The organism is Psychrobacter sp. W2-37-MNA-CIBAN-0211 (assembly GCF_040309405.1).
In the GTDB taxonomy this organism is placed as follows: Bacteria; Pseudomonadota; Gammaproteobacteria; order Pseudomonadales; family Moraxellaceae; genus Psychrobacter; species Psychrobacter glaciei.
The window spans coordinates 28,352-55,289 of sequence record NZ_JBEOOU010000007.1 but is presented as its reverse complement, the minus strand read 5'-3'; the positions used below and the strand labels follow the sequence as shown (position 1 = coordinate 55,289).

The 26,938-nt window shown below is 42.8% G+C and carries 23 protein-coding genes, 1 tRNA gene and 1 other RNA gene; 18 read left to right on the top strand and 7 right to left on the bottom strand.

Going from position 1 to position 26,938, the window contains the following annotated elements; translation table 11 throughout:
- Nucleotides 1-54 precede the first annotated feature (54 nt).
- The 6 genes from AAEY72_RS08645 to AAEY72_RS08620 all read right to left on the bottom strand — a co-directional run bounded on the left by AAEY72_RS08645 (nt 55) and on the right by AAEY72_RS08620 (nt 6,597).
- Nucleotides 55-609, bottom strand: a complete 555-nt coding sequence (locus tag AAEY72_RS08645) for an REP-associated tyrosine transposase (protein WP_352310217.1) — start codon at nt 607-609, stop codon at nt 55-57.
- Nucleotides 610-671: 62 nt separating this feature from the next.
- The gene (locus AAEY72_RS08640; protein WP_352310216.1) at nt 672-1,250 is read right to left on the bottom strand and encodes a hypothetical protein; all 579 of its coding nucleotides are present in this window, start codon (nt 1,248-1,250) and stop codon (nt 672-674) included.
- 208 nt (nt 1,251-1,458) lie between these two features.
- On the bottom strand, nt 1,459-1,869 hold the full coding sequence (locus AAEY72_RS08635; protein ID WP_189582766.1) for a hypothetical protein: 411 nt from the start codon (nt 1,867-1,869) through the stop codon (nt 1,459-1,461).
- A 513-nt stretch (nt 1,870-2,382) separates the two neighbouring features.
- Nucleotides 2,383-4,812, bottom strand: coding sequence for a YgiQ family radical SAM protein (locus AAEY72_RS08630; RefSeq protein ID WP_352310215.1), 2,430 nt, complete (start codon nt 4,810-4,812; stop codon nt 2,383-2,385).
- A 273-nt stretch (nt 4,813-5,085) separates the two neighbouring features.
- Complete coding sequence (locus AAEY72_RS08625; protein ID WP_352310214.1) at nt 5,086-5,844, bottom strand: YidX family protein; 759 nt, start codon at nt 5,842-5,844, stop codon at nt 5,086-5,088.
- A gap of 285 nt (nt 5,845-6,129) precedes the next feature.
- A complete protein-coding gene (locus tag AAEY72_RS08620) occupies nt 6,130-6,597 on the bottom strand; it encodes an Lrp/AsnC family transcriptional regulator (protein ID WP_189582755.1) in 468 nt (155 codons plus the stop codon).
- A 290-nt stretch (nt 6,598-6,887) separates the two neighbouring features.
- Here AAEY72_RS08620 and rarD point away from each other — a divergent pair, with 290 nt between their 5' ends.
- Nucleotides 6,888-7,910, top strand: a complete 1,023-nt coding sequence (rarD, locus tag AAEY72_RS08615; protein WP_352310213.1) for an EamA family transporter RarD — start codon at nt 6,888-6,890, stop codon at nt 7,908-7,910.
- 101 nt (nt 7,911-8,011) lie between these two features.
- On the opposite strand, the gene smpB is transcribed toward rarD, so the two are convergent.
- Nucleotides 8,012-8,488: an SsrA-binding protein SmpB gene (gene smpB, locus AAEY72_RS08610; RefSeq protein WP_010201796.1), complete on the bottom strand. Its 477-nt coding sequence runs from the start codon at nt 8,486-8,488 to the stop codon at nt 8,012-8,014.
- Nucleotides 8,489-8,740: 252 nt separating this feature from the next.
- Here smpB and coaD point away from each other — a divergent pair, with 252 nt between their 5' ends.
- The 17 genes from coaD to era all read left to right on the top strand — a co-directional run bounded on the left by coaD (nt 8,741) and on the right by era (nt 26,920).
- Nucleotides 8,741-9,265, top strand: a complete 525-nt coding sequence (coaD, locus tag AAEY72_RS08605) for a pantetheine-phosphate adenylyltransferase (RefSeq protein WP_010201795.1) — start codon at nt 8,741-8,743, stop codon at nt 9,263-9,265.
- 60 nt (nt 9,266-9,325) lie between these two features.
- Nucleotides 9,326-9,574 carry a YfhL family 4Fe-4S dicluster ferredoxin gene (locus AAEY72_RS08600; protein ID WP_025651626.1) on the top strand — a complete coding sequence of 83 codons (249 nt, stop codon included), beginning with the start codon at nt 9,326-9,328 and terminating at the stop codon, nt 9,572-9,574.
- A gap of 55 nt (nt 9,575-9,629) precedes the next feature.
- Nucleotides 9,630-10,955: an adenosylmethionine--8-amino-7-oxononanoate transaminase gene (gene bioA / locus AAEY72_RS08595; RefSeq protein WP_352310212.1), complete on the top strand. Its 1,326-nt coding sequence runs from the start codon at nt 9,630-9,632 to the stop codon at nt 10,953-10,955.
- Nucleotides 10,952-11,692: a dethiobiotin synthase gene (gene bioD, locus AAEY72_RS08590; protein WP_352310211.1), complete on the top strand. Its 741-nt coding sequence runs from the start codon at nt 10,952-10,954 to the stop codon at nt 11,690-11,692. The genes bioA and bioD overlap by 4 nt, the downstream gene beginning before the upstream one ends.
- A gap of 85 nt (nt 11,693-11,777) precedes the next feature.
- Nucleotides 11,778-12,160: RNase P RNA component class A (gene rnpB, locus AAEY72_RS08585), an RNA gene on the top strand.
- Between the two features lie 144 nt (nt 12,161-12,304).
- Nucleotides 12,305-12,381, top strand: a tRNA-Met gene (locus tag AAEY72_RS08580).
- Nucleotides 12,382-12,618: 237 nt separating this feature from the next.
- Entirely contained in the window at nt 12,619-13,431 is an 813-nt protein-coding gene (locus AAEY72_RS08575; RefSeq protein ID WP_352310210.1) for an ABC transporter permease, read from the top strand.
- Nucleotides 13,432-13,466: 35 nt separating this feature from the next.
- Nucleotides 13,467-14,138 carry an ABC transporter ATP-binding protein gene (locus AAEY72_RS08570; protein WP_352310209.1) on the top strand — a complete coding sequence of 224 codons (672 nt, stop codon included), beginning with the start codon at nt 13,467-13,469 and terminating at the stop codon, nt 14,136-14,138.
- On the top strand, nt 14,107-15,222 hold the full coding sequence (locus tag AAEY72_RS08565; protein ID WP_352310208.1) for a KpsE/RkpR family capsule polysaccharide export protein: 1,116 nt from the start codon (nt 14,107-14,109) through the stop codon (nt 15,220-15,222). The genes AAEY72_RS08570 and AAEY72_RS08565 overlap by 32 nt, the downstream gene beginning before the upstream one ends.
- Nucleotides 15,223-15,292: 70 nt before the next feature.
- Nucleotides 15,293-17,074 (top strand): polysaccharide biosynthesis/export family protein, encoded by a 1,782-nt coding sequence (locus AAEY72_RS08560; protein ID WP_201592707.1) that lies wholly within the window; start codon nt 15,293-15,295, stop codon nt 17,072-17,074.
- Between the two features lie 65 nt (nt 17,075-17,139).
- Nucleotides 17,140-19,650, top strand: a complete 2,511-nt coding sequence (locus AAEY72_RS08555) for a capsule polysaccharide biogenesis protein (protein WP_352310207.1) — start codon at nt 17,140-17,142, stop codon at nt 19,648-19,650.
- A gap of 144 nt (nt 19,651-19,794) precedes the next feature.
- Nucleotides 19,795-21,027: a capsule polysaccharide biogenesis protein gene (locus AAEY72_RS08550; protein ID WP_352310206.1), complete on the top strand. Its 1,233-nt coding sequence runs from the start codon at nt 19,795-19,797 to the stop codon at nt 21,025-21,027.
- A gap of 273 nt (nt 21,028-21,300) precedes the next feature.
- Nucleotides 21,301-23,097 (top strand): translation elongation factor 4, encoded by a 1,797-nt coding sequence (lepA, locus tag AAEY72_RS08545; RefSeq protein ID WP_189582726.1) that lies wholly within the window; start codon nt 21,301-21,303, stop codon nt 23,095-23,097.
- Between the two features lie 80 nt (nt 23,098-23,177).
- Nucleotides 23,178-24,080 carry a signal peptidase I gene (lepB, locus tag AAEY72_RS08540; protein WP_189582723.1) on the top strand — a complete coding sequence of 301 codons (903 nt, stop codon included), beginning with the start codon at nt 23,178-23,180 and terminating at the stop codon, nt 24,078-24,080.
- Between the two features lie 174 nt (nt 24,081-24,254).
- Nucleotides 24,255-24,650 (top strand): DUF4845 domain-containing protein, encoded by a 396-nt coding sequence (locus AAEY72_RS08535; RefSeq protein WP_010201783.1) that lies wholly within the window; start codon nt 24,255-24,257, stop codon nt 24,648-24,650.
- A gap of 140 nt (nt 24,651-24,790) precedes the next feature.
- Nucleotides 24,791-25,588: a ribonuclease III gene (gene rnc, locus AAEY72_RS08530; RefSeq protein ID WP_010201782.1), complete on the top strand. Its 798-nt coding sequence runs from the start codon at nt 24,791-24,793 to the stop codon at nt 25,586-25,588.
- 198 nt (nt 25,589-25,786) lie between these two features.
- A complete protein-coding gene (gene era, locus AAEY72_RS08525) occupies nt 25,787-26,920 on the top strand; it encodes a GTPase Era (RefSeq protein WP_352310205.1) in 1,134 nt (377 codons plus the stop codon).
- Nucleotides 26,921-26,938 lie beyond the last annotated feature (18 nt).

Genomic DNA, 26,938 nt, shown 5'->3' with positions numbered 1-26,938 from the left:
TACACAGAATCTGGGATGGTCTCGCGCCCAGCGCACCTAGAAAAATAAACTACTCTAATTTATCTGAAAAACGCTCTGAAAAACCAATTGAATCATTACCCCAGTCCTCCGCATAAGAACCTTGCCTTGCCTTACATAACGATGAAAGCTCGAATACGGCCAAGCTGAAACCCTTTCGACTAGTCCATGCTTGACAGGATTATAGTGCAAATAATCCATATGTCTTATGAAATCTGCTTCATCCTTTATTTCATGTTCATAAAATCGACGTTGCCAAACACCTCTTTCGTTTCTTTTAATTTTTGAACGGCTCAAATCATCTATTGATAAATGATACTGCGGACAAGCTTGAGTGGTTAATCGTTTTATCTGAGACCAACGCATACTATAATTAGCATCATTAGTAGTCATTTTCCAAATACAGTGTAGATGGTCGGGTAACTGAACCCATGCAATAATTTCAAAAGGATATTGTTGTTGAACTTGTTTGATAATTTTCTTAAAAGCTTGCAAGAAGTCATTTTCACACAATATTTTTCTTCGGTTGTATGATACCAAAGTAAAAAAATAGGTAGCACCTATCGTGTACGAACGAATGTATTGTGACATTTATATTTGCCGTATGAATTTTAATATTCTATCGGTGCGCAGGGCGCACCCTACAAATTAAATTACTCCACCATCTCACTATGCGCTTTCGCATCACCTTTCTGACCATCTGGCTGAATCACGATAGGCAATACCAATCCTTTAGCAAAGTCATCAGACAGCACATAATCGTAGCTGCTAGCAGCGACATCGGGCGTGGTATGAATGATAAGCGTCATTTCATTGCCATCGGTTACTTCATGTGAGACATAGGTCTCACTCAGCTGATCCAAGGCTTTCGATAGTGCCTCGTTACTTGCCATACTTATCGTGAGGTTGTGTTGAGCGGTCGCAGCGTCCACTTTGAAGTAATCCGCATAGTCTCGGACGTTTTGACTATCGAGCGCAAACGGATACTGATAATTGGTGGGATCAGCAGGCTTTTCACCACTGTCTACCAATGACCAGTCTATCGTATCGACTGCTGGCTCGCCTTTTGGCGTCGATGAGTTTGCTTCTGTTGCTGCTGCCTCAGGGGTTTGGTCGGTAGCATCAACAGAATCGGCAGCGTTATTGCAGCCTGTCAGCGCCCATATACTTGCAATTGCCATCATACTTATCAGACGCTTAGCCATCGAGTTATCCTTTTTATTATTGGTCATGATTAATGTGCTCTACCTGCTAGTTTGACAGCTTTCTTTACGGTTCTCTAGCGAAATGCAGCAAACGAGCGCTTGTTGTAAAAATATTGAATATGAAAATATCGAAGCAACTGGCATATTCTTAAAAAATGCGCACAAAAAAACAGCCACCATAGGATGACTGTTTTTTTGTTCACTATTTATAATAGCTTTTGCTTGTGGCTACTGACTATATTTGGCAGTTTACTTGGTATTCTTTACCATTTGCCCATTTGATGGCAAAGATACCTTTGTCACCTTTCATGTGCCATGCATAGACAGCTTCTGGGTTTGATTCATTGACGTAACTTGCTACATCGCCTTTTACCTCACCATTTAAGATGATTGGTTGATCTGCCCAATTTGCTTTAGGCAATGTCGCGTTTAGCATCACTTGTTTTTTATTAATAGACTGCTTTGCCATGATTTTGCTGTCATCAGTACAAGTATAAGGCGCTGATGCCATACGATCATAAGCGGCTGTCACTTTTTCTGGAACAAGGGTATCAGTGGTATCTGGCGTAGTCGGTGCGGTAGTGGCGCAAGCACTCAATAGAGCAAGGGCTGGTAGGGCGGTTACAATTTTAGTTATCGTTTTCATCGTTTTCTCCAAAGTATTAACTTGATTCATTTAACTGTTCTTAATAATGCGTTAAGCATATGGCGCCATAGTAGCGAAAATACAGTCAGCGCAATGTTAGAAATTGTTTGTTACCTATTAGCTTTCTTACTTAACCGATGACTAATGTAATTTCTAATTTAAGTGGGACGTTATTCGGGTAATAAGTCATTTAGGGGACGCCCCATAGTCAAAATACCCCAAAAACAATACGATGCTGCTGATATTAATTTTTTGTAGCCTTTGTCTGCACAGCAAGCAAGCAAGCAAGCAAGCAAGCAAGCAAGCAAGCAAGCAAGAAAAATTGATATCACCAGTGCGTGATGTATCGATATTATTTTTAACTGACTTTTTAACTGACTATAGACACTCACAATTACCTAGGCAAATAAAAATCGCCCATCAGCTTGAGAGCCGATGGGCGATTTTTATTGATAAGGATACCTAAGCTATCGTTGACCAAGCTTGATTTATAAGTTTGGTCAGCGGAATTAATTACTTAGTTTTGCGTGGCGGCAGACCCGTATGCTGCGTCTGGAAATTACCTTTGCTCACTTTCTTTTTGGTATTCTTACTAACGACATTGTTATTGGTTGAGCCATTGCTGCGCTTCACCGAATCATTACCTAAGCGGCTGTTCTTTTTGCGCGCCGATTGGTAACTGTCTTGTGCGGCATCGCGACCTTCTAAGCTGGCGTTAAATGGTGGGATTAAGCAACCACGATTTTTACCAATTAAATCGCTACGACCCATATCTTGCAATGCTTTACGCAACATTACCCAGTTTTTTGGGTCATGGAAGCGCAAAAAGGCTTTGTGCAATTTACGCTGCTTGCCAGATTTGACGATATCCATGTCACCTTCATCACGACTGACCTTATGTAGCGGATCTTTATGGGTGTGATACATGGTGGTCGCTGTCGCCATCGGGCTTGGATAAAATGCCTGCACTTGGTCAGCACGGTAGCCGTGACTTTTTAGCCAAAGCGCAAGGTTCATCATATCTTCATCTTTCGTGCCCGGATGCGCGGCAATAAAGTAAGGAATCAGATATTGCTCTTTACCCGCTTCTTGACTGTACTGTTCAAACATGGCTTTGAATTTATCATAGCTGCCCATGCCCGGCTTCATCATCTTCGATAGCACGCCTTCTTCAGAGTGCTCAGGGGCGATTTTTAGATAACCACCGACATGGTGGCTGACCAATTCTTTAACGTATTCAGGGTCTTTTACTGCCAAGTCATAACGCAAGCCTGAAGCAATCAGGATTTTTTTCACGCCTTTGATATCACGCGCTTTGCGATACAGCTTGGTTAAATTACTGTGATCGGTAATCAAGTTTTCGCAGACATCAGGATAGACGCAAGAAGGCTTGCGGCAGTTCTTTTCAATCGTTTCATCTTTACAGCTGAGACGATACATATTAGCCGTTGGGCCACCAAGATCCGATATTACGCCAGTGAAGTTGGGTGCAGTATCACGAATCGCTTCCACTTCGCGCAAGATAGAGTCTTCTGAGCGGCTTTGAATAATGCGGCCTTCGTGCTCAGTAATCGAGCAGAATGTACAACCACCAAAACAGCCGCGCATGATATTGACCGAAAACTTAATCATGTCATAAGCAGGGATGCGCGCATCGCCATAGCTTGGATGTGGCAGGCGGGCATACGGCAAGTCAAACACGTAATCCATCTCTTCGGTTGAGAGTGGAATCGGTGGTGGATTCAGCCACACGTCAATCGAGGTATGCGAATTACCAGCACCGCTGCTATGACGCTGTACTAGCGCACGCGCGTTACCCGGATTGGTCTCAAGGTGCAAAATACGGCTGGCATGGGCATAAAGCACAGGGTCAGATTTGACATGCTCATAGTCAGGCAGACGGATGACAGTCTGCTCGCGCGGTGGCATTTTGAGTTTATGCTTGCGCGCCGTCATGGGCTTATTAAAGCCACGCAGTTGTACCACTTGCGTTTCTTCATCGACTTGTTCAGCATTGATGACTTTATTAGCGACAGGCTCAGCGACAAAGCCTTGATACTGAGCAGACATTCCAGTCATCGCTTGCCCAACTGGCGAGTCGCTTGGTTTGTCTTGCTCAATTGAGCAGCTATCGATATCTTCGGTCATGACATATGGATTAATAATCGGATCGACACGGCCGACGGTATCGACATCATTACTGGCAACTTCGGTCATGCCAGCTTGCCAATGGCGGCGTGTTGGGGTCAATAGGTAGGACGTACCGCGCAATTTACTCATTTGCTCAAAGCTATAGCCTTTTGACAAGCCATGCACCACATCGACGATAGCGCGTTCAGCATTACCATACAATAAGACGTCAGCACGGGCATCCAGCAAAATACTACGACGGACTTTGTCTGACCAATAGTCATAATGCGCGATACGGCGTAAGCTGCCTTCAATACCGCCTAGGATAATCGGTACATCAGGATACGCTTCACGGCAGCGCTGGCTATAAACGATAGCAGCACGGTCGGGACGTTTATTAGCGACATTACCTGGTGAGTAAGCATCATCGCTACGGATTTTGCGATCTGCCGTATAGCGGTTGATCATACTGTCCATATTGCCAGCGGTCACGCCATAAGCATAGACAGGCTTACCCAGTTCCATAAAGGCGTCTTTGCTCTTCCAATCTGGCTGAGCAATGATACCGACGCGGAAGCCTTGCGACTCTAATAGACGACCGATAATCGCCATACCAAAACTTGGATGATCGACGTAGGCATCACCTGAGATGATGATGACGTCACAAGCATCCCAGCCCAGATCGTCCATCTCTTTACGGCTCATCGGTAGATAAGGCGCCGGCTCGTAGCAGCTCGCCCAATGTTTGTCATAATCATAAAGTGGCTTGGTGCCTTGCTTAAAGGCAGTGCGGGCAATGGTATCGGCAGACATGGGCGGACCTGTTAATTAGAAAATGGCACTAAAAATACGCCCCTTATTACTCACTGATAATAAAGGCGAATTTAAAAGCGCTCATTTTAACATGAATTGCCTTCACTATGCGACCTATTCTATGAGGGGCGATTGGCGATAAGTTATTGATAGTGTAAGACAATCTATCAGCCTATTAACAAGAATGGTTTTGGGAAATGAAGAACCATTCTTGCTTTAGATTATGAGTCAGTATGAGTCAGGAGGTGATCAATGCATTGGCTGACAAGTTTGTTAATTGTCTAACAATTGCAGTGGGAAAGTCACAACATCAAAAGCTAGGGCAAAGGGTAACAAGACCAATTTTTGCGCCATATTTGCGCCACTACGAGTGATTTGGTCTTGCTGTGTCTTTGTATGAAAGCTAACCATATAAGGTTTGGTCAAGGCGCGATAGTCCGACTGTATCAGGCTTAAATTACTGACCTGCGGATAGATAGCGCCTTTGACAGGAACGCTAAAGCAAAAGCGCTGAGCTTGGATACGTTGATCGCTTGCTGAAGTGCACTCGCGACCATTGTTTTGCAAAAAGAACTGATAGTCAGAGCGCTTAAATTCATCTTTTAATTTAGCGTAAGAAAGCTTCATCTCTCCTTGAAAGTAACCATCATTATTTGGTACAGCAAAGCTCATGTCGTTATCGACTTGAATGTTCTTTGGCGTTAGATTGGTGAGTAAATTGACCATTTCCGTCCCGCCTTGGGTCAGCACATAGCTGTTCTTTTCACCGACGATTACCATTGTCGCATTTGGCGTTTTTGGCAATGCCTGTGCAGGACGACCAAAAGCCACAATTTGATCTTCAGACAACACACTCTTAGTCGTTATGGTGCTGACATGTTTGTTGTCTTCCAACAATGAACTGGTGGCACAGCCTGAGCTGGCGAGCAATGCTGCGAGTGACGCCCCTGTTATCACTGTTTTAAAGCTTAATGCTTTTAATGCTGGATTATTACTTTCTTCTTTTTTAATGGCACGGGTATTTTTAGTCATGCTAAGGCTTCCTTGTCTACTACCGATGGACTATTGATTTGGTATCTATTGTTTATTGCCAAACTTTCGTTGGTATCGTACCTTGTTTGAGCGTGACTTATAGTCGCTACTAAATAAAATGGATACACGACATTATGATCCGTGACTGGTACAAATTTTTCTTGCTTGCTGTGCCTACGCAGACAGAGGCGACAAAAAAATTATATCCGTCACGCTGACTCTTTTTTATATTGACCTGACTATAGCTACTTTTAATTAACCAGCCAAGCAGTTTTTATAGCCAAATTAATCCAATAAAATCTTTGTACCACTTTTAGTGAAATTCATCACAAATTGGCTTTTAAAGTTGCGCACATTATTCTCATAAGTGAGTAAACCAGTCGTGAATCGATGATAATCACTCATATTTTTGGCATTGACCATCAGCATAAAATCCGCGTCACCTGATACTTCATAGCAGCTCATAACCTGTGGCTGTGTATTCATCAAGCGCTCAAATCGATGCTGCATCGAGGTGTTAGATCGCGCCATCTCTATCATCACCACCGCAGTCAGTCCGTAACCCACCTTGTTTGGGTCAACGATAGCGACTTGCTTAGTAATCACGCCGTTGCTGATTAATGCTTGGATACGGCGCTGGGCAGTAGCGATAGACACATGCACTTGTTCTGCCACCGTTTTTAATGGCAAGGTCGCATCGTCCTGTAGCAAATTTAAAATCGCTTTATCAATATCATCTAAAATTTGGCTCATTATGTTCTCCCTTCTATGAAATGCTTTCATTATCTGTTTTTATCATTATTATCACTATAAATTAAAAGATAAGAAAATATTCAGTTTTGAGTGCTCAAAAAGATAAATTTATTTATAAATGGGTTGTTATAGCAATAATATCTCATCGTTAATTCGTAAAATAGATGCTGTTAATCAAGATCAGCAATCAAAGCTTAGCAATCAGAGCCTAGAGCTCAAAAAAGCTTAGTCATGACAAATCAAAGTTAATAGCTGCTCTCCTAATATCTATTTAAATGTACGGTGCTTTTATGTCTACTTCCATCCTTTCTACTGTCTTTGCAAACACGCTCGCAACGACTGTTTCGCGCTTGCCATTGCCTACTATTTGGACAGCGGGTAGCGCACAGCAACGCACATTAATGTTAGGCGTAGCGTTAGCAGTGCTGTCAAATGTATTGTTTGGCGTACTTTATGCTTACAGCAGCTTCTTAGCGCCATTGTCAGGTACGCAAGTCTTTATCTGGCGTATGCTCGCGATGTGGGCGGCACTGATAGGATATTTGCTGATTAGTGGGCGCTTAGGTGTTCATGTTGATAAGTTAAAAGCGCTAGGTACTGTGAAGCAATGGGTGTGGTTGTTATTACCAACGCCGATATTCTTAAGCCAGTTTTGGTTATTTATGTGGGCACCCGTGAATGGGCAAGGTGTACAAACCGCGATGGGTTATTTCTTATTCCCATTAATGATGGTTATATTTGGCTGTGTCTTTTTTGGCGAAAAGTTAAGCCGTCTACAATGGCTAGCTGTTGGCTTTGCGGCATTAGGGGTCGGCAGTGAAATTATCCGTACGCAAAGTATCTCTTGGGCAACGCTTTGGGTCTGCGGTACGTATCCTATTTATTATATCTTGCGTCGTCTGCAAGGAATCGGTGCTGTGACTGGATTATTGGTCGATTTGACGATATTCGCACCATTTGCTTTGGCTTATTTGTTTTTGATAGCACCTAGTAGTTTAATACTCGTTAGCGGCTCTGGCTTTTTTATCATGATGCTGGTAGGTCTGGGTGTCATGAGTGTGTTAGCCATGAAAACCAACGTGGATGCCAGCCAACTGCTGCCGGTGAATGTTTACGGTATGATGAGTTATTTGGAGCCTGCATTATTATTCATATTGGCAATCACCGTCTTGGGTAATCCATTTGAATCAGCAATGATTTATAGCTATGGCTTGATTTGGCTGGGTATTGCTTGTTTGGTTACTCATGGCATTCGCCAACTGCGCCGCGCTCGTAAAAACCTATCATCTTCGGTCGAAAAACAAGTTGCGTAGGAGCTACGATTGACAATATGAATAAGCGATAAAAAAGGACGGCTCAATTTACTGAACCGTCCTTTTTACGTTAGATTAAAGTGAATGCTTTCATTCGCTCATTAATCTAAATGCTGTTTAAAGCCACGTTGTTTATCACGTTCCCAATCACGATCTTTAAGCGTTTTGCGTTTGTCGTGCTGCTTTTTACCCAGTGCCAAGCCAATTTGACATTTTACCAGCGAGTTTTTCCAATAGCAGGATAATGGCACGCAGGCATAGCCTTTTTGGTTGACTGCACCCATCAATTTTTCGATTTCGCGGCGATTGAGCAGCAGTTTACGGGTACGGATACTATCAGGACTGACATGCGTCGAGCTGGATAGTAGCGGCTGAATATGCGCACCAAATATGAAAGCCTCGTTATTACGGAAGATGATATAAGCTTCGGTAATGGTCATTTTGCCCGCGCGAATGGCTTTTACTTCCCAACCTTGTAACGACAATCCTGCCTCAAACGTTTCTTCAATGAAATACTCGTGTCGAGCTTTTTTGTTCGCACAAATTTGATTTTCCGGTTTTTTTGATTTTTTTGACATAATTTCTCCATAAGAATCACTTAAAAGTATCGTGTTCTTATCTGACCAGTCCTACTAATTCCTCATCCTAACCCGTTTAATTGGATTATCTTACATTCGAATAATAAGACGGATGAGTCGAACCGCCTATTGTAGCAAAGCACCTCACAAAAATGTAAGTCAGCTGTTAGGACAAATGTAGCAGATAAGTATTAAGTTCGGACAAAATTTGCTAGCATATGGCGTAATATTACCGACTATATTAGCCATGTTATGAGCCACTCTATTACTTCTAATTCCTCAAAGCTGCACACCAAAATTTTATATCCTGGCACCTTTGACCCGATTACCAATGGTCATGTGGACTTGGTCAAGCGCGCAACCAAGCTGTTTGATGAGGTCGTCATCGCCGTTGCATCAGGACATCATAAAAAACCGTTATTTAATTTTGAAGAACGCGTCACTTTAGTAGAGACCGTGTTTGAAGATTTACCCCAAGTTTCGGTCATTGGTTTCGAAGGCTTACTAGTAGATTTTATGCGTGAAAAAAACGCCACTGCGGTATTGCGTGGTCTACGGGCGATGTCGGATTTTGAATATGAGTTTCAGCTCGCTAATATGAATCGCGAGCTCGATGAAAACTTTGAAGCGGTGTTTTTGACCCCTTCTCAGAACTATTCATTTATCTCGTCGACGATGATTCGCGAAATTGCCAGACTTGGCGGCGATGTCAATAAATTCGTCCCTCCATGTGTGGCACAGGCTTTTACAAAAAAACTGGCTATTAAAGACAGCTAGCCCTTTAATAAGCTCATAGCTACAGCATATAGGCTAATAATAAACAATAAGGAGCAGTTTATGGCGCTATTAATTACTGATGAATGCATCAATTGTGATGTGTGCGAGCCTGCCTGCCCAAACGAAGCCATCTCAGAAGGCGATGATATCTATGTCATCGATCCTGATTTATGCACGGAATGCGTCGGTCATTTCGATGAGCCGCAATGCGTGGTTATTTGTCCGGTTGACTGTATTCCTCATGATCCTAATCATGTCGAAACTGAGAGTGACTTGATGTCTAAATACAAACGCATTACTGGTCAATAAGTGACTCATATACTATTGATAACATCTGGATTTAAAGCGCTTTAGGGACAATGTAATGACGATAAATGCAAGCCAGATAACGAGCGACTTTGACCAGCAGCACCTTTGGCACCCGTATGCCAGCCTACCACCGACTTATCCCAATATCGTTATTGATCGTGCTGAGGGCATTTATATCATTACCCAAGATGGTACGCGCCTTATCGATGGTATGTCGTCGTGGTGGGCGAGTGCACATGGCTATAATCATCCCAAGCTAAATGCGGCGATGATTGAGCAGTTAGGCAAAATGGCGCATGTCATGTTTGGTGGTTTGACGCACCAGCCAGCGATAGATTTAGGCAAAAAGCTGCTCGATATTGTGCCTACTGGTTTAGAGGCTATTTTTTATGCGGACAGCGGCAGTATTGCGGTAGAAGTTGCACTTAAGATGGCATTGCAATATCAGATTGCCGCCAAGCGTCCACAGAAATGCCAGTTTGCCTCAACACATTCTGGTTATTATGGTGACACGTGGCATGCGATGAGTGTTTGCGACCCTATTAATGGCATGCACAGCTTATATGGCAAACAATTACCGATGCAGCACTTCGTTCCTGCCCCACCATTAGGGTTTGAGCGTGTTTTAATGGAAGAAGAACGCACCGCACTGACAACGTTTTTTGATGAGTATAGCGATAAGCTGGCAGGCTTTATTATCGAGCCGATTATCCAAGGCGCTGGTGGCATGCGTTTCTATAGTCCTGAATATCTGCAACTGTTACGTCAGCTATGTGATGAGCATGAGGTGCTGCTGATTGCTGATGAAATTGCCACTGGTTTTGGGCGTAGTGGCAAGTTATTTGCTTGTGAGTATGCGGGTATCAGCCCTGATATCATGACGATTGGTAAAGCCTTGACTGGCGGCTATATGACCTTTGCCGCGACTTTATGTACGCGCCATATTGCTGATACCATTAGCCAAAGCGATTATCCAGCTCTGATGCATGGGCCTACTTTTATGGGTAATCCACTGGCATGTGCTGTAGCGTGTGCGTCAATTGACTTGATAATGTCTTACGATATTCCTAATCGCGTGGCAAATATGCAAATGATTATGGAACAGCAGCTTGCTCCAGCTGCTATATTGGACGGTGTTGCCGAAGTACGTTGTTTGGGTGCGGTAGCAGTCATCGAGCTGCATGAAGCCGTTAATATGCCTGTTTTTCAATCGTTACTCATTAATAATGGCATTTGGGTCAGACCCTTTGGTAAGTTGGTTTATATTATGCCGCCTTACATCATCACTGATGATGAGCTGGTAACGTTAAGCCAGTCATTACTAACCGTCGTCACTTCTTACTTGGGTCAAATTTCTACGACCGATAGAGTTCCGCTATGAGCGTGCTATTCATCTCTGGTATCGATACCGATATTGGCAAAACCTATGCCACAGGTATGCTTGCAAAAGCCTTAATGGGGCAAGGCACAAGCGTTATCACTCAAAAGTTAGTCCAAACGGGCGTTAGTGTTAATCCAATGACCGGTGAAATGGGTATTGCTGACGATATTATCACGCACCGCGCGTTGATGGACATACCGCTACAGCCGTGTGATTTGGATTTTACTACTTGTCCTTATCGTTATCAAAAGCCTGCTTCACCGCATCTTGCGAGTAGACTATCCAAACAAACACTCGATCCTGAGGTTATTACGAGCGCTACAAAAAGCTTGCAAGCTGATTATGAAGTAGTGTTATTAGAAGGCGCAGGCGGACTGCTAGTGCCCATTACTGAGCAGCTATTCGTCTTAGACTACATTGCTACTCAAGGCTATCCGATTATTTTGGTCACATCAGGTCGCTTGGGTAGCATTAATCATACCTTGCTTAGTCTCGAAGCTATCACCCAGCGCGGCTTACAGGTTCATACTGTTGTCTATAATCATATCCATGATGATACCGATAATACTGACGTCGAGATAGCTGATAGCACGATTGAGTTTTTACAGAACCATCTACAGCAATATTATCCAACGACACACTGGCTACATTTACCTCACCTAGAAAACCAGGCAACGTCTGATACTAAAACAGCGGTTAAGCATCAGACATTGTCTTTGCCAAAGAACTTTATTTAAGTGGTTTATGAATAGTATTCTTGTGAATGCAAATAAGCGTAAAAGATATTCCTAGACGGCGATTAGATTTGCTATACTAGCTCGCTTGGTAGACTAGGCAATCGCCGCTGCACACTGGCAACAGATGAGCAGGGGAGGAAAGTCCGGGCTACATAGGGCAGCGTGCCAGCTAACGGCTGGGCAGGGTAACTTGACGACCAGTGCAGCAGAGAGTAGACCGCCTTTGGCTTATATGGGTATCGCAAGATATTCATGTCATCGGTAAGGGTGAAAGGGTGCGGTAAGAGCGCACCGCGTGGCTGGCAACAGTTCACGGCATGGTAAACTCCACGCGTAGCAAGACCAAATAGGCATCGGCATGGCGCGGCCCGCGTTCGATGCGGGTAGGTTGCTTGAGCGTACGAGCGATTGTACGCCTAGAGGAATGATTGTCCACGACAGAACCCGGCTTATCGGTTTACCAAACCTTTTTAATGGCTGAAATTGTATTTATAAAATGCTTACTGTATGTTGGCGAGTATTTATTTGCAGAAAATGCCATGTTTTTTCGAAAAAATGCCTTTTGGGGGTTGACGAGGTTAGTCAACTTGGGCATAATACCGAGCCTAAAATGGCGATGTAGCTCAGCTGGTTAGAGCGCATGACTCATAATCGTGAGGTCAAGAGTTCAAGTCTCTTCATCGCCACCATTTATAGCAAGACTAGTAACATTAAAAAAGCCAATCCTTTGTGATTGGTTTTTTTTTGCCTAAAATAAATCAGTGAAAACAATATTTTGCAGGAACGAAAATAGAATGCGCAATTATATTTACTTACTGTTTTCTTGCTAAATCATAGGTTTATCTGTTTAGACACAGATTAATTGTTGTAACTTATGTCGCGCTTACTTATCATAGGGGCTGTTTTCGGTAAAGTCCTGTAACGCCATGTCTGTACAATTACCTCCTTATCGTCCGATCAAGCATCGCAGTGGCCTCAAAGTCATGGGTGCAGCATTTCATGCATTGCTCATGCGTGAGCTACAAACGCGCTTTGGTGGCTACCGTTTGGGTTACCTGTGGGCACCAATAGAAGTAATGACTCAAGTCGTTATACTTTTAGTGCTATTTGGCGCTTTCCGTGAACGTCTAGTGACAGGAATGGATTTTTCTTTGTTTCTAGTCGTAGGAATGGTACCGTTTCGAATGTTTCAGCGAATTTCGATAAGATCCCTTGGTGCCGCGAGTGCAAATCAAGGTTTATTAATGTACCGTTCGATAAAGCATATTGATGTCATCATTGCTCGCTCATTCCTTGAGTTGGTAATATACTTTTCTACTTCCATTATACTAATCTTCAGCCTAATATTTTTTGATATTTATCCAAGCTTGTTAAACTTGCATATTATTATTTTCTGTTGGCTTAGTATGTTTGTATTTAGCTTTGGAGTTGCGCTTATCACAATGGTTATTGGTTTTTACGGTGGAGAAGTCAGCAAAATGATCTCAGTTATCTTTACTATAATTTACTTCACTTCAGGCATTCTGTATCCCATTCATATCATTCCTGAACCTTATTTTAGCTATTTACTCTATAATCCTTTTATTCACAATATAGAACTAATGAGACATGCTTTCTCACCTAGTTATCCTTCATCTCATATTGATATTTGGTATTTTTTAAAATGGATGTTTGTGGTGAATTTTATAGGGTTATTGCTTTACAAGTATGCTGAGCGTGACATGATTCGTTCTCGTTAGATGTCGTTATATAGGTTATATAAAAAGGTAAGTAAATGATTGAAATTAAAAATGTTTCTAAGTCATTTATGACCAAACAGGGTCGGCATTATTTATTTAAAGATTTAAATCTGACTATTGGTGATAAACAAAGTGTGGGTTTACTAGGGCGTAATGGTGCGGGCAAATCAACGTTACTGCGCATTATCTGTGGACTAGATAAGCCCGATCACGGGGAGATTATTACCGACTCGACGATTTCTTGGCCAGTTGGCGTAGCAGGTGGCTTTCAAGGCAGCTTAACGGGACGTCAAAATGTGCGTTTTGTTTGTCGTCTTTATTCAAGTGGACCTTATATCGATGAAAAAATTCGTTTTGTTGAAGAGTTTGCAGACATTGGTAATTATTTTGATATGCCAGTTAAGAGCTACTCATCAGGGATGAAAGCGCGCTTGACGTTTGGCTTAAGCTTGGCGTTTGATTTTGATTACTATATGCTCGATGAGGCAGGGGCCGTCGGTGATGCGGCTTTTCGTAAGCGTAGTGAAGAGATTTTGGCTGCCCGACGTGCACAAGCAGGGTTTTTAATAGTGTCACACAATATTGGTGATATTAAGCGTAATTGCGATATTGGCATTGTTTTAATGGATCAGACAGCACACGTCTTTGATGACACAACAGAAGCGATTGAGGTTTATGAAAAGCATATCCACAAAGCAAAAAAGTAAGATAGTTAACATCTCGTTATTTATCGGCTTAGTGATCATTCCTTGGGTGCTAGTGATATCTTATGTCATGACACTTGCCCATCCGCGCTTCATCTCGACCGCTGACGTGGTCGTAAAACAAGTAAGCGAGTCTAGTGTGCCCTCTGGTGGCGGTTTATCGGCCTTATTGGGTGTGAATAGCACCAGTAAAGAAGATGCAACCTATCTGACTGAATATATCTTGTCTAATGACATGGTGAAGCGCCTCGATAACAAGTTCAAGTTCCGAGAAGCTTATTATGTCGATGGCTCGGATCCTCTCAATGAAATTGACCCTGATGCCTCGCAAGAAGATTTACTCGAATATTTCAAAAGCCGCGTCCATATCAATCTTGACGAACAAAGCTATGTGCTTTCAGTATCGACAGAAGCCTTTGATTCGGCTTATGCTTTTGAGCTTAATAAAGCGATTTTGAGTGAGTCTGAGCAGTTTGTAAACCGTATCTCACAAGAAGTTGCTCGTGATCAGCTAGTATTTGCAGAGACGCAACTCGATGAGTCACAAGATCGCTTGAATGATGCCAAAGAGCAGCTGCTTAACTATCAAAACGAAAATGAGATTTATGATCCGCAAGCCAATGCGCAAATTGTCAATCAGCTGATTGGTAGCTTACAAGCGCAGCTTAGCTCATTGCGCACAGAAGAGCGACAACTGCTCAGCTATTTGAACCCAGATGCGCCGCAAGTCGTGTCGTTAAGAAGTCAGATAAAAGCGGTTGAAGAACAAATCAATCAAGAGCAAACCAAATTGACGTCACCAAACACCACCAAATTGAACCGTCAAGCGGTACAGTTTGAGACGATTAAAGCCGACATTGAGTTTGCCACTGAACTATACAAGTTGTCACTATCATCGCTTGAAAAGGCACGTTTAGAAGCCTTTAAAAAGATGAAAAACTTGATTGTGATTTCAACCCCTTATGAAGCTGAAGAGTCATCATATCCACGTCACATTTATATTATTTGGACATCGCTTGCATTGCTTTTGATGCTTTATGGCTTCGTACGTTTAGTGATGGCAGTGGTTCGTGACCATCGTAGCTAGATTTGATCAAGGCAGTTTTGACAAACCAGATACCAGTAATGATCGACAGATCTGCAAAGGAATACAACGCATGAACATGAAACCACGTCCTATCGTGACGATGATTAAGGTAATGAGCTTGACGATGGCTGCGACCAGCATCTCAGCACTAGCAGCGACCAGTTATGCGGATCAAATATCAGGATCTAGCTTTGGCACTAGTAGCAATAGCATGAGTCAAGACCAAAACCGCAGCAATATCAATGTCTCAACGCAAGCTTTTGCTGGCGGTGTGCCAGGTCAAGCAACGACTCAAGAGGCAGTCGCTGCAGCAAGCTTACCGAGTCAGTCGGTTATTAACACCACACGACCTTATCAAGACATCAATACCCAAGACTTGATGTTTGGCGAACAGTTATTTCGTGGTGCGTTCTCGACGACTTCTGGTTCTACCTTTAACGACAGCTATGTGATCAACCCTGGCGATAATGTACAGGTGCGGATGTGGGGTGCGTATCAATATGCAGCAACGACAACCGTTGATCCACAAGGCAATATCTTTTTACCGAATGTGGGTCCAGTCCGTATTTCTGGTGTGCAAAATGGCAGTCTACAAAACGTGGTCAAAAGCGCGGTCAGTCGCATTTACCGCTCGAACGTTGGTGTTTATGCATCTTTAGAGCAAGCACAACCAGTCAAAGTTTTCGTGACTGGCTTTGTCAAACAACCTGGTTACTACGGTGGACTTGCCGCAGATTCGGTATTGTCTTATTTAGATCGTGCAGGTGGTGTCGACCCAACACGTGGTAGTTATATTGATATCCAAATCAAGCGCAATGGTCAGATGCTACAGCAAGTCAATCTATATGATTTTTTACTGGCGGGTAAACTGCAATCATTTGCGTTTCGTGACGGTGATGTGATTACGGTTGCGCCGCAGAAAAAAACGTTTGTAGTGGGTGGGCAAGTTCAGAATGAATACACCTTTGAATTTGATGTGAATGATTTGACCATTGGTGACGTATTGCAAGTGGCCAGTCCAGCAGCGAATGCTACCAACGTTAGTATCACTCGCAGTGCAGGACGAGCGCAAACGGCAGAGTATTATTCGCTGGCAGAAGCGCAGAATGTCCCTGTCTATAATGGCGATCAAATGGTAGTGACCTCAGATCGCTATGCAGGCACAATTGCTGTACAGGTGAAAGGTGCGCATACAGGTAATGGTGCAATGGTTGTACCATACGGTGCTCGCCTAAAAGATATCGTCCCTCAGTTGCAGCCAAGTCCACTGGCGAAACTGACGCATCTCACCATATATCGTCAATCTGTTGCCGAACAACAAAAACGCATGATTAATGAATCGCTTGATCGTTTGGAAGAGTTAACACTAGCCACTCAGTCAACGACTCGTGAAGAAGCGGCACTGCGCCAAGATGATGCTGCACTGGTTAAGCAGTTCGTCGCCAAGGCTCGTAATGTACAGACTGATGGTCAGATTGTTGTTGTGCCAAACTCGTGGCAGGATATTATTCTGCAACAAGGCGATATTATTGAGATACCAGCGCAAACATCAGTCATTACAGTTAATGGTCAAGTACGAGCACAAGGCGCACTTACCTTTAATCCTGATTATACCGTTGGTGATTATGTTGCCAATTCTGGTGGTTTCTCTGATAATGCCGACGTTAAAGAAATTTTGATTATTCATCAAAATGGCGCCAGCGAAGTGGTCAACACTGCCTACCGTATTCAGCAGGGTGATGAGATTATGGTGCTCCCGAAAGTCAAAACCAAGCGTGTGGAAATTGCTCGTGGCTTATCGCAAATTATCTATCAATTGGCAATTGCGGCTAAGGTTGTATTAGATCTATAACAGCTCATAATGGCTATGTAGATTGAGACATTAATGACTAATAATGACTAACAAAGGTATCGATAATGGCAAAAAGTGTAAAAGATAAGGATAAGATGCAAGCAATGTCTACCTTTAATGATGCACTATTTCCGCCATTACCGAAGCCTGAAGTATTGAAACCTGAGGTATTAAAACCCAAAGTACCAAAACGTCTGGCGGTAGTCGGTAAAGGTATGCGCCGTAATAACCTTTTATTATCGAGCGTCCTACGAGCAGACATTCAGCGTTGGTATCCTTGGTCAAGCTTGCAACAACGCCTTAATATAGGTGTTGAAACCCCTGATGCCTTTATCGGCTGGGGTCATAAGAAAAGCTATCAACGAGCAAAGCATGCTGCCAAACGCCAAGATATTCCTACATTAAGTATCGAGGATGGTTTTTTACGGTCGTTAGATTCAGGGCTTAGTAGCCGCTATGGGCTGAGCGTCGTCACTGATGATATTGGTATTTACTTTGATTTAACGCAGCACTCACGCCTTGAGCAACTGATTATTGAGCGTATTAAAAAGGCTATTACGACCAATAATAAAAGTATAGATGAAGAACGCGCTCGACAATTGATGGTACGTATATGCGACGAAAAGCTTAGCAAGTACAACTCAGTTATCGATTGTCCATCATTGGACAGGTTGGCTGATGAAGCAAATACAAATCCAAAAGAAAGCGCTTTAACATCGCATGTTTTATTGATTGACCAAGTGGTTGGCGACGCGTCTATTAAAGGTGCTGGTGCGAACAAACGTCAGTTTAAGAAGATGTTAAAATCTGCATGCCGTAGTCATCCGAATGCTCATATTTGGATCAAGGCTCACCCTGCCTCAAAATCAGGATATTTGACCAATTTAAAGTTACCAAAAAACGTCCGACTATTAACCCAAACGCTCAACCCTATCGAATTATTAACGCAAGTTAGCGATGTTTATACCGTTAGCTCGCATATGGGCTTTGAAGCATTGATACTCGGTAAAACAGTGCATTGCTTTGGTGTTAATTGGTATAGTGGCTGGGGACTGACCGATGATAGCGGTGCACCCAAAAATCTGCTTAAAGCGGTTGAGAAACGTCGTCAAAAACTTGCCACCAAACTACGAGAGGCTAAGGGGAATTCAACTCCTGCATTATTTCCTACATCATTTGCTAAAAAAACATCTGCGACGCTAGAAACGTTATTTTATAGCGCCTATATCGATTACAGTCGCTATGTAGATCCAGCCACCAAGCAAGCCTGTGACATTGATACAGCGATAGAATGGCTAGTGACTAATCGCTATTGGCAAGGATGTCTTGAAGGTAATTTGACGGTATATGAGTTTAGCCGCTGGAAGCTGCCGTTTGTGAAGGCTTTCGTTCATCTGCCCCGTACCACTCTGTTTATAAAACCCAAACCACGCCTCAAGAATTTGCTGCACCCTGATCACTTACGCGTCAATTATCAGCAACCGCTATTGGTATGGGGTTTAGCGAAGCGTCAACAGGTACAAAAAAAACTACAGACCAAAATTTCCAAGCAGCAGCATTCACAGATGCCGTCTATTTACTGTATGGAAGATGGGTTTATTCGCTCAAACGGTTTGGGTGCGACCTTGCTGGCGCCATTGTCAGTGGTTATAGACAAGCAAGGTATCTACTATGACGCGACGCAGCCGTCAGATTTGGAAACGTTATTACGTCATTGTCAGGCGATGAGCCCACAGCAAAGTAGGCGTATAAAACAACTTCAAGATAAGTTGCTTAATCAGCGGGTGAGTAAATACAATGTCGGGACTGATATCGGCAGTGCTGATAGCCAGCATACTTCTTGGGTACATAATGCAAAGGTATCTGGAAAACACCGCATTCTTATCGTTGGACAAGTCGAAGATGATTTATCGGTGCAATATTGTGGTTCAGAAATAAAGACCAATAGCGGCTTGATTGAGCGTGTACAGCGAGACAATCCAGATGCTTATCTGATTTATAAACCTCATCCAGATGTTGAGGCGGGATTGCGCGTAGGTAAGGTAGGAGAGGCGCATCTAAAACAAATTCAAGCGGTCGCTTATGATACAGCGATGCCGGACTGTTTAGAGGGTGTCGATGAAGTGCATACCATGAGTTCATTGACGGGATTTGAAGCCTTGTTGCGTGGTTTAAAAGTGACTTGCTACGGTTTACCGTTTTATGCAGGCTGGGGACTAACGACTGATATTGATGCACAGCTACCATTAAAAGCTGAGTATCTAAGCAGGCGCAAACGAGACACAGCATTGACACTTGAACAACTGCTGCATTGCACGTTGATAGACTATCCTTTATATCGACTTCCTAATGGTTATGGGCTGGCGCAAGTCGAGCAAGTCATTGACTACTTGTACCCGCCAAAAAATAATGCTTTTGCCGAAACTCAAATTGAAATAAATAATAATTCGGTCAAAACAATCTCTATTTCTAAGAAACTTTCAGCCGTACCCAGTCAGTTGAAGCGCCAAGCTGCCACCCGTTTTATGCAGCAGCGTCATCAATGGCAGCAGCGTCTACGTAGAGTGCTTCGTTAATTTGCTCTAAACACGTGATGTAAAACCACTGCGACAAGTATGGGCTTTTTCGGTATAATCATTGATAATTAATGTCTATTCACACGGTCTAACGACCACGCTTGCTTTGATCTTTTATCCTTCAATTAATGGTAATTCAATACTATGGCAGCTTCGATGTCTCATTTGCTTACTCATCGACACGTTTTGCTGTTACAGGGAAAGATGGGCGGATTTTTTGACCGTTTTTCTACATTTTTGCAAACTCAAAATATTCAAGTGAGTAAAATAAACTTTAATGCAGGCGATGCTTTTTTTTATAGCCATCCCAATACGCATGAATATACGGGTACTTTGGCGCACTTTTCATCTTGGTTGCAGGTTTTTATTGCTGAGCATAATATTGATGCGATTGTATGTTTTGGTGACTGTCGCCCACATCATACGCAAGCGTCCTGTATCAGTGAAAAATTAGGCACCTCATTTTTTGTGTTCGAAGAAGGCTATTTACGACCTGATTATATTACCTTGCAAGAGTATGGTATTAATGGCTATTCACGCTTAAATACTGAAGATATTAAAGCGCTCAAAAAGGCCAATGACCATCCAATCTATACGCACAATCGCTTTTATCGGCTAAGTATTGCCGCTATTGTTTATTATATTATCGCTTGGCTATACAAAAGCCGCTATCCGCATTATTCACATTACCGTGGCATGACGGCATGGCAAGAGGCAATCGCGTGGCTCAAAGCGCCATGGCGTAAATTGCGAGGGTATTTACCTGATAAACAACTACAAAAGAGGCTGACCAAACAAGAAAGTGATAATTATTTCTTGATCAGCTTACAAGTCCATAATGACTCGCAGATTACCCATCATAGTGATTATCATGACATAGTACAGTTTATTGATGAAGCCATTGCAAGCTTTGCAGGTCATGCGAATCAAACACAGCTATTGGTATTTAAACACCATCCCTTAGATCGTGGTCATCGAGACTATCGTGAATTGGTCTCCAGTTTAGCCACGCGCTATCAGGTCAGTCACCGCGTCTTTTATGGCTGCGATATGCATCTACCAACCTTGATGAAGCATAGTATCGGCATGGTGACGATTAACAGTACAACAGGGTTGCAGTCGGTATACCACAAAAAACCGACTAAGGTGATGGGCAGGGCGATTTACGACACCCCAAAACTGACCGACCCAAAGCCGCTTGATGATTTTTGGCAGCATCCTAAAGACCCAGACAATGAGTTCTATTTAAGATTCCGTGAATATCTGATCGAGCAGACACAAATCAATGGGGCTTTTTATGGTCGATCGCCATGGATGTACAAATATCTAAAGCAAACAGATAGAGACACCAGTGCAATCTCTGATACGGCTAAATAGCTCATCAAGCAGGAGTTGGCTATCAATGTTCTTTGATTAATTTAGCGTTTAACGTTGCTTTATAAAACGCTAAATTAAGCGCTTATTTAACCATTAACGCTATTCAGTCGTTAGTGTCAGCAGCCATTCCAATTCCTACTAATAAAATCGCCTTACTTTACAGTGGAAAACTGCTAGAATACCTGCATATATCGGTACGTCGCAGCAATGGATGTTATTGCCCTTTTTGCGAACCGATCATTATTCTATCACCCTTAATTTAGTAGGCGCTTTGTGACTGCATTAGCCAATATTCGTAACTTTTCTATCATTGCCCACATTGATCATGGCAAATCGACCCTTGCCGATCGTTTCATTCAAATGTGCGGTGCCTTGCAAGACCGTGAAATGCAGGCGCAAGTACTCGACTCAATGGATATTGAGCGTGAGCGCGGTATCACCATCAAAGCGCAGTCAGTGACTTTGTTTTATGACCACCCAAATGGCGAGCGCTATCAGCTCAACTTTATTGATACGCCAGGCCACGTTGATTTCTCTTACGAAGTCTCGCGTTCATTGGCTGCCTGTGAAGGGGCGCTATTGGTCGTAGATGCGGCGCAAGGCGTGGAAGCACAATCGGTCGCTAACTGTTATACCGCAGTCGATCAAGGCTTAGAGGTGATGGCAGTTTTAAACAAAATTGACCTACCACAAGTTGAGCCTGAGCGCGTTATTCAAGAGATTGAAGACATCATTGGTATCGATGCTGTCGATGCCCCACGTGTATCAGCGAAATCCGGTCTTGGTGTGGATAAATTACTAGAGGCTTTGGTTGCTTTTATTCCCGCACCCACCGGCGACCGTGAAGCCCCGCTACAAGCGTTGATTATTGACTCATGGTTTGACAATTATTTGGGTGTGGTCTCTTTAGTACGTGTGCGTCAAGGAACCATACGTAAAGGTGACAAGCTCTATATCAAGTCCACCAAAGAGGCGCACTTGGTCGGCTCTATTGGTGTTTTCACACCGAAACCTCTAGATACGGGTGTTTTGGAAGCCGGTGAAGTTGGCTTTATTATTGCTGGTATTAAAGATATTGCTGGTGCGCCCGTTGGTGATACGATTACCCATGCCAAAACGCCTGACGTTGATCGTATTCCTGGATTTAAGCAGGTAACACCGCAAGTCTATGCTGGTATGTTCCCTGTCGAATCTACTGACTTCGAAAAATTTCGTGAAGCGTTGCAAAAATTGCAAATTAACGATGCCTCGTTGTTTTTTGAGCCAGATACCTCAGATGCGCTTGGTTTTGGTTTCCGTTGTGGCTTTTTGGGTATGCTGCACATGGAGATTATCCAAGAGCGCCTAGAGCGTGAGTATGACTTGGATCTCATCACCACGGCACCGTCGGTTATTTATGAGATTGTAAAAAAAGATGGCAGTATTATTTATGTCGATAACCCGTCAAGACTGCCTGAACCTAATAACATTGAAGAGTTTCGTGAGCCGATCGCCCGCTGTCAGATTTTAGTACCGCAAGATTATTTGGGTAACGTTATGACGCTATGTATTGAGCGTCGCGGCGTCCAAGTTGATATGCGCTTTATGGGACGTCAAGTTCAGCTGATATTTGATATTCCGATGGGCGAGGTGGTGATGGATTTCTTTGATCGCCTAAAGTCTGTGTCACGTGGATTTGCCTCGCTTGATTATAATTTTGAACGTTACCAAGTCGACAAACTGGTTAAAATAGATGTGTTGATTAACGGCGACAAAGTCGACGCCCTAGCCATGATTGTGCACGAAACCCAGTCTCGTTACCGTGGTAATGCGCTTGTTACTAAAATGAAAGAATTGATACCACGCCAAATGTTTGATGTAGCGATTCAAGCTGCTATTGGCAGTCAAATCATTGGGCGTAGCACCGTCAAAGCCATGCGTAAAGATGTATTGGCCAAGTGCTATGGTGGTGATGTTTCTCGTAAAAAGAAACTGCTGTCCAAACAAAAAGCAGGTAAAAAGCGCATGAAGCAAGTGGGTAATGTGGAAATTCCACAAGAAGCCTTTTTAGCAGTATTGCAAGTCGATTAAGATATTGATATACGTATAATCATCGCTAGTCTTATAAATTAAAATAGTCAGATAAGCAGCTCGTTAATAGGCAATTTAGTATGGATTTCGATTTTAATTTGATTTTAGTACCATTAACTATTGGCTTGGGTATTATTTGGCTATTAGATAAGCTAGCGTTTAAACAGCGCAAAACACGTGGTCGCGGTCAAGAAAGCTTATTGGTACGCTGGGCCTATGATTTTTTCCCTGTCTTGGCAGTTGTATTGATAGTACGCTCATTTTTGATTGAGCCTTTTAATATCCCGTCATCTTCTATGGTGCCGACGTTATATACAGGCGACTTTATTGCGGTCAACAAGTATGCCTACGGCGTGCGTTTACCACTGACTTATAATAAAGTATTGGATACAGGTGCGCCTGAACATGGCGATGTGGCCGTATTTCGCTATCCAGAAAACCCAAGTATTTATTATATCAAGCGCGTCATTGGCTTACCGGGTGATACGGTCAGCTATGATCAAGGCACGCTTGCTATCAATGACGTACCGGTAGCAACCAAATCAATCGATTTTGATGCCAATGCTGAGCTCACTGCACAGCTGTATCCTCCAGGACAAATTGCACCAGGGCAAGTACTTACGGAAGAAAACGCTGCAGCAATGGGTCAACAAGAAGAAGGTGAGGCGCAGTATTTTCAAGAAACACAAGGTGAGCATGAGCATCTCGTTCGCTACTTGAATGGTATGAATAGTTCGCAGTATGGGCCGTTTTTGCAGCAGCAGTCACCAGAAGTGGTTAGCTCAGAAGGGAATGAGTGGCGTATTACGGTTCCTGAGGGTAATTACTTTGTGATGGGTGATAACCGTGATCGCAGTGCTGACGGTCGCTTTTGGGGCTTTGTCCCTGATGAAAACCTAGCAGGCAAGGCCGTTTATATTTGGATGCATAAGCCACCCGGTCTCAACGTACCCACCTTTTCGCGTAATGGCTCTATTGATTAGAGTCATGGAACAACAGCGTGTTTATTTATGGACAATAGTTTCGTGCTACTATTATGATGATCCGATAATGTTAAATATCCAATCATTGTGACTGTCTAATGATTTAATAAATGGATACTTAGTGTTATTGAGGTATCTAATGAAAATATAGCAATTTACTCGTTGAGAGGTGTTATGGTGCAGCAGTTATCTGGTTTGTCTACCCAGCGCGGCGCTAGCGTGACTAGCATTGTATTATTTATCATTGTTCTCGGTATTGCCGTCAAGTTGATGATTGCTATTGTACCAGCACAGATCGGTGATTATCAGCTGACTAAGCTCTTAGGAATGGAGCTTAAAGAAGCCAATGACAAAGGTGAGACGGCTAAGCAATTTGTCGAGCGTGTGAATCGGCAGTTATCTATCAATGCTGATTATGATACCAATGCAGAAGACGTGTTTACTTTCACTAATAAAAAGACGGGTCAGTTGGCTATCTATAAGAAATACGAACAAACCAATAACCTTTTCGGTAATGTCGATATTGTCAATCGCTTCGAAGGTGATATTGACGCAACCATGGCAGAGTAGCCTGAATGAGTATATAGCTCATTTCTTATTTATTCGTCAAACATCATTTACGACCATATTTTTTATTAATTAATCGTTATTAACCAGTCATTATTAACCAATTACCTCAGTAAAACAAAAGGGATAACCACAAGCCACGCATGAAACCAACTTCGCAGCACTCTCAGGCGGTTCCTACTCCCCAAACAAATAACACGTCTGTCGACACGCTTATTGTTAGCTCAGAATTCATCCAACGCTTGGCCATATTAACGCGCAAGCTGGGTTATGTGTTTAATAATCTAACACTTCCCAAGCTGGCACTGACTCATCGCTCGTTTGATAGCAAAAAAAACTACGAGCGCTTAGAGTTTTTGGGCGATGCATTATTGGGTATGATTGTGGGTGAGGCTCTATATCATCGTTATCCCAGTCAAAACGAAGGGCGTTTGACGCGTATGCGTGCCACTTTGGTACGCCAAGAATCGCTGGTCATCATTGCTCAAAATTTAGAGCTTTCCAATCATTTAATATTAGGGATAGGGGAGCGTAAAGGTGGTGGTCGTAATCGTGCTTCTATATTAGCGGATGCCGTAGAGTCGCTGATTGGTGCTATCTATTTAGACAGTCAGGATATGACTATTACTCGTGATTGCGTGCTCTCATGGTATGGAGACCTGATTGATAATGTCAATGACCAGAAAGCTCTAAAAGACGCTAAGAGCCGCTTGCAAGAATGGCTACAATCTAAGCAATTTGATTTGCCGCATTATGAGCTTATGGAAACCCGTGGCAATGCACCGCATCAAATTTTTGTGGTGCGCTGTCAGGTAAATATTAGTAACTGCCCTGATATTACTGAATCGGGTGAAAGTCGCCGTATTGCTGAACAAAAAGCAGCAGAGCTGATGATTAATCAGCTGCATAAACTGCCAAGCTTGCCTAAAACTCGCTCGTAATCTAGATATCCCAAGCATGTTCTAACCAAAAAATGAATTTATAATATTTTTTAAGTAAGGGTTATTTTTAAATAATACTTATTTTAAAACCGCAAATATTCTCAAGCCAAGCATGGTGCTGCTATCTTATTTGATACTACTTTATTTTAGATAGCAGTAGAACTGTTGAGCTGATGATAAACCCCACAGGATAAACCTATGAGCAATCATACTGACTTGCCATCAAACAATGAAGATAATACCAACGCTATGACCCAAAAAACAGACGTAAAACCAATACTAGAAAATGCTGAATTAAAAAGTGCTGACTTAAATTCCGAGCACTCAGAAAATAATGAAGCAGAAAGCAACGATGTAGAAAACGATCTGGCCATCGAAGAGTTTTTCTCGCCAAATAATAATGCGAGTATGGCTGATGATTTTAAAGCTGGCTATGTGGCAATCGTTGGACGTCCAAACGTGGGTAAGTCGACCTTGATGAACCATTTATTGGGTCAAAAATTATCTATTACGTCACGTAAGCCGCAAACAACCCGTCATCGTATCCACGGTATTTTGTCAAATCATGAAATGCAGGCAGTATTCGTTGACACACCAGGTATTCATCGCAATGAAGTACGTGCTATCAATGAGCGTATGAATAAAGCCGCAGTATCTGCATTAGTAGATGTTGATTTGGTATTATTCGTTGTTGATTCAGATCAATGGCGTGATGATGATTTGTTAGTTTTACAAAAGCTTGGCGATACTAATCTAACTGTAGTTTTAGTGATTAATAAAGCGGATACCTTAAAAGACAAAGGCAGCGTTTTACCGCTGATGGAAACCTTTAATGACAGCTTTGATTTTGCTGATATCGTACCAGTATCTGCTTTAAAAAACCAAAATCTAGATCGCCTGCAAGAAGTAATCGCCTCACATCTACCTATTGCTGCCCCTATTTATGATACCGAGCAAATCACTGATCGCTCAGAGCGTTTCTTAGCCAGTGAAATTATCCGCGAAAAAATCATGCGTAGCGCCGGTGACGAAGTGCCATATGACTTAACGGTACAGATTGACGGTTTCAAAGATGAGCCTGCGCATACCGATCCAAAAACAGGTCGTCCACGTAAGGCTTGTACTTTCATCGATGCAACTATCTACGTCGAGCGTAGTGGTCAAAAAGCCATTGTCATCGGTGATAAAGGTCAGCGTATCAAGCAAGTGGGTATGGATGCTCGTAAAGATATGGAGCAGTTGTTTGATAAAAAAATTATGCTGACACTGTGGGTGAAAGTGAAACGTGGTTGGTCTGATGACGAACGTGCATTGACCAGTTTGGGCTATTAATAGCGATTAAAATTAGCC

Coding starts and splice junctions, on each gene's coding strand:
- AAEY72_RS08565 (WP_352310208.1), top strand. CDS start 14,107: ATGAAAAGCATATCCACAAAGCAAAAAAGTAAGATAGTTAACATCTCG.
- AAEY72_RS08620 (WP_189582755.1), bottom strand. CDS start 6,597: ATGAGCCAAATTTTAGATGATATTGATAAAGCGATTTTAAATTTGCTA.
- AAEY72_RS08600 (WP_025651626.1), top strand. CDS start 9,326: ATGGCGCTATTAATTACTGATGAATGCATCAATTGTGATGTGTGCGAG.
- AAEY72_RS08645 (WP_352310217.1), bottom strand. CDS start 609: ATGTCACAATACATTCGTTCGTACACGATAGGTGCTACCTATTTTTTT.
- bioD (WP_352310211.1), top strand. CDS start 10,952: ATGAGCGTGCTATTCATCTCTGGTATCGATACCGATATTGGCAAAACC.
- rnc (WP_010201782.1), top strand. CDS start 24,791: ATGAAACCAACTTCGCAGCACTCTCAGGCGGTTCCTACTCCCCAAACA.
- AAEY72_RS08570 (WP_352310209.1), top strand. CDS start 13,467: ATGATTGAAATTAAAAATGTTTCTAAGTCATTTATGACCAAACAGGGT.
- AAEY72_RS08630 (WP_352310215.1), bottom strand. CDS start 4,812: ATGTCTGCCGATACCATTGCCCGCACTGCCTTTAAGCAAGGCACCAAG.
- AAEY72_RS08555 (WP_352310207.1), top strand. CDS start 17,140: ATGGCAAAAAGTGTAAAAGATAAGGATAAGATGCAAGCAATGTCTACC.
- bioA (WP_352310212.1), top strand. CDS start 9,630: ATGACGATAAATGCAAGCCAGATAACGAGCGACTTTGACCAGCAGCAC.
- AAEY72_RS08635 (WP_189582766.1), bottom strand. CDS start 1,869: ATGAAAACGATAACTAAAATTGTAACCGCCCTACCAGCCCTTGCTCTA.
- smpB (WP_010201796.1), bottom strand. CDS start 8,488: ATGTCAAAAAAATCAAAAAAACCGGAAAATCAAATTTGTGCGAACAAA.
- AAEY72_RS08625 (WP_352310214.1), bottom strand. CDS start 5,844: ATGACTAAAAATACCCGTGCCATTAAAAAAGAAGAAAGTAATAATCCA.
- lepB (WP_189582723.1), top strand. CDS start 23,178: ATGGATTTCGATTTTAATTTGATTTTAGTACCATTAACTATTGGCTTG.
- AAEY72_RS08535 (WP_010201783.1), top strand. CDS start 24,255: ATGGTGCAGCAGTTATCTGGTTTGTCTACCCAGCGCGGCGCTAGCGTG.
- era (WP_352310205.1), top strand. CDS start 25,787: ATGAGCAATCATACTGACTTGCCATCAAACAATGAAGATAATACCAAC.
- AAEY72_RS08560 (WP_201592707.1), top strand. CDS start 15,293: ATGAACATGAAACCACGTCCTATCGTGACGATGATTAAGGTAATGAGC.
- AAEY72_RS08575 (WP_352310210.1), top strand. CDS start 12,619: ATGTCTGTACAATTACCTCCTTATCGTCCGATCAAGCATCGCAGTGGC.
- coaD (WP_010201795.1), top strand. CDS start 8,741: ATGAGCCACTCTATTACTTCTAATTCCTCAAAGCTGCACACCAAAATT.
- AAEY72_RS08550 (WP_352310206.1), top strand. CDS start 19,795: ATGGCAGCTTCGATGTCTCATTTGCTTACTCATCGACACGTTTTGCTG.
- AAEY72_RS08640 (WP_352310216.1), bottom strand. CDS start 1,250: ATGACCAATAATAAAAAGGATAACTCGATGGCTAAGCGTCTGATAAGT.
- rarD (WP_352310213.1), top strand. CDS start 6,888: ATGTCTACTTCCATCCTTTCTACTGTCTTTGCAAACACGCTCGCAACG.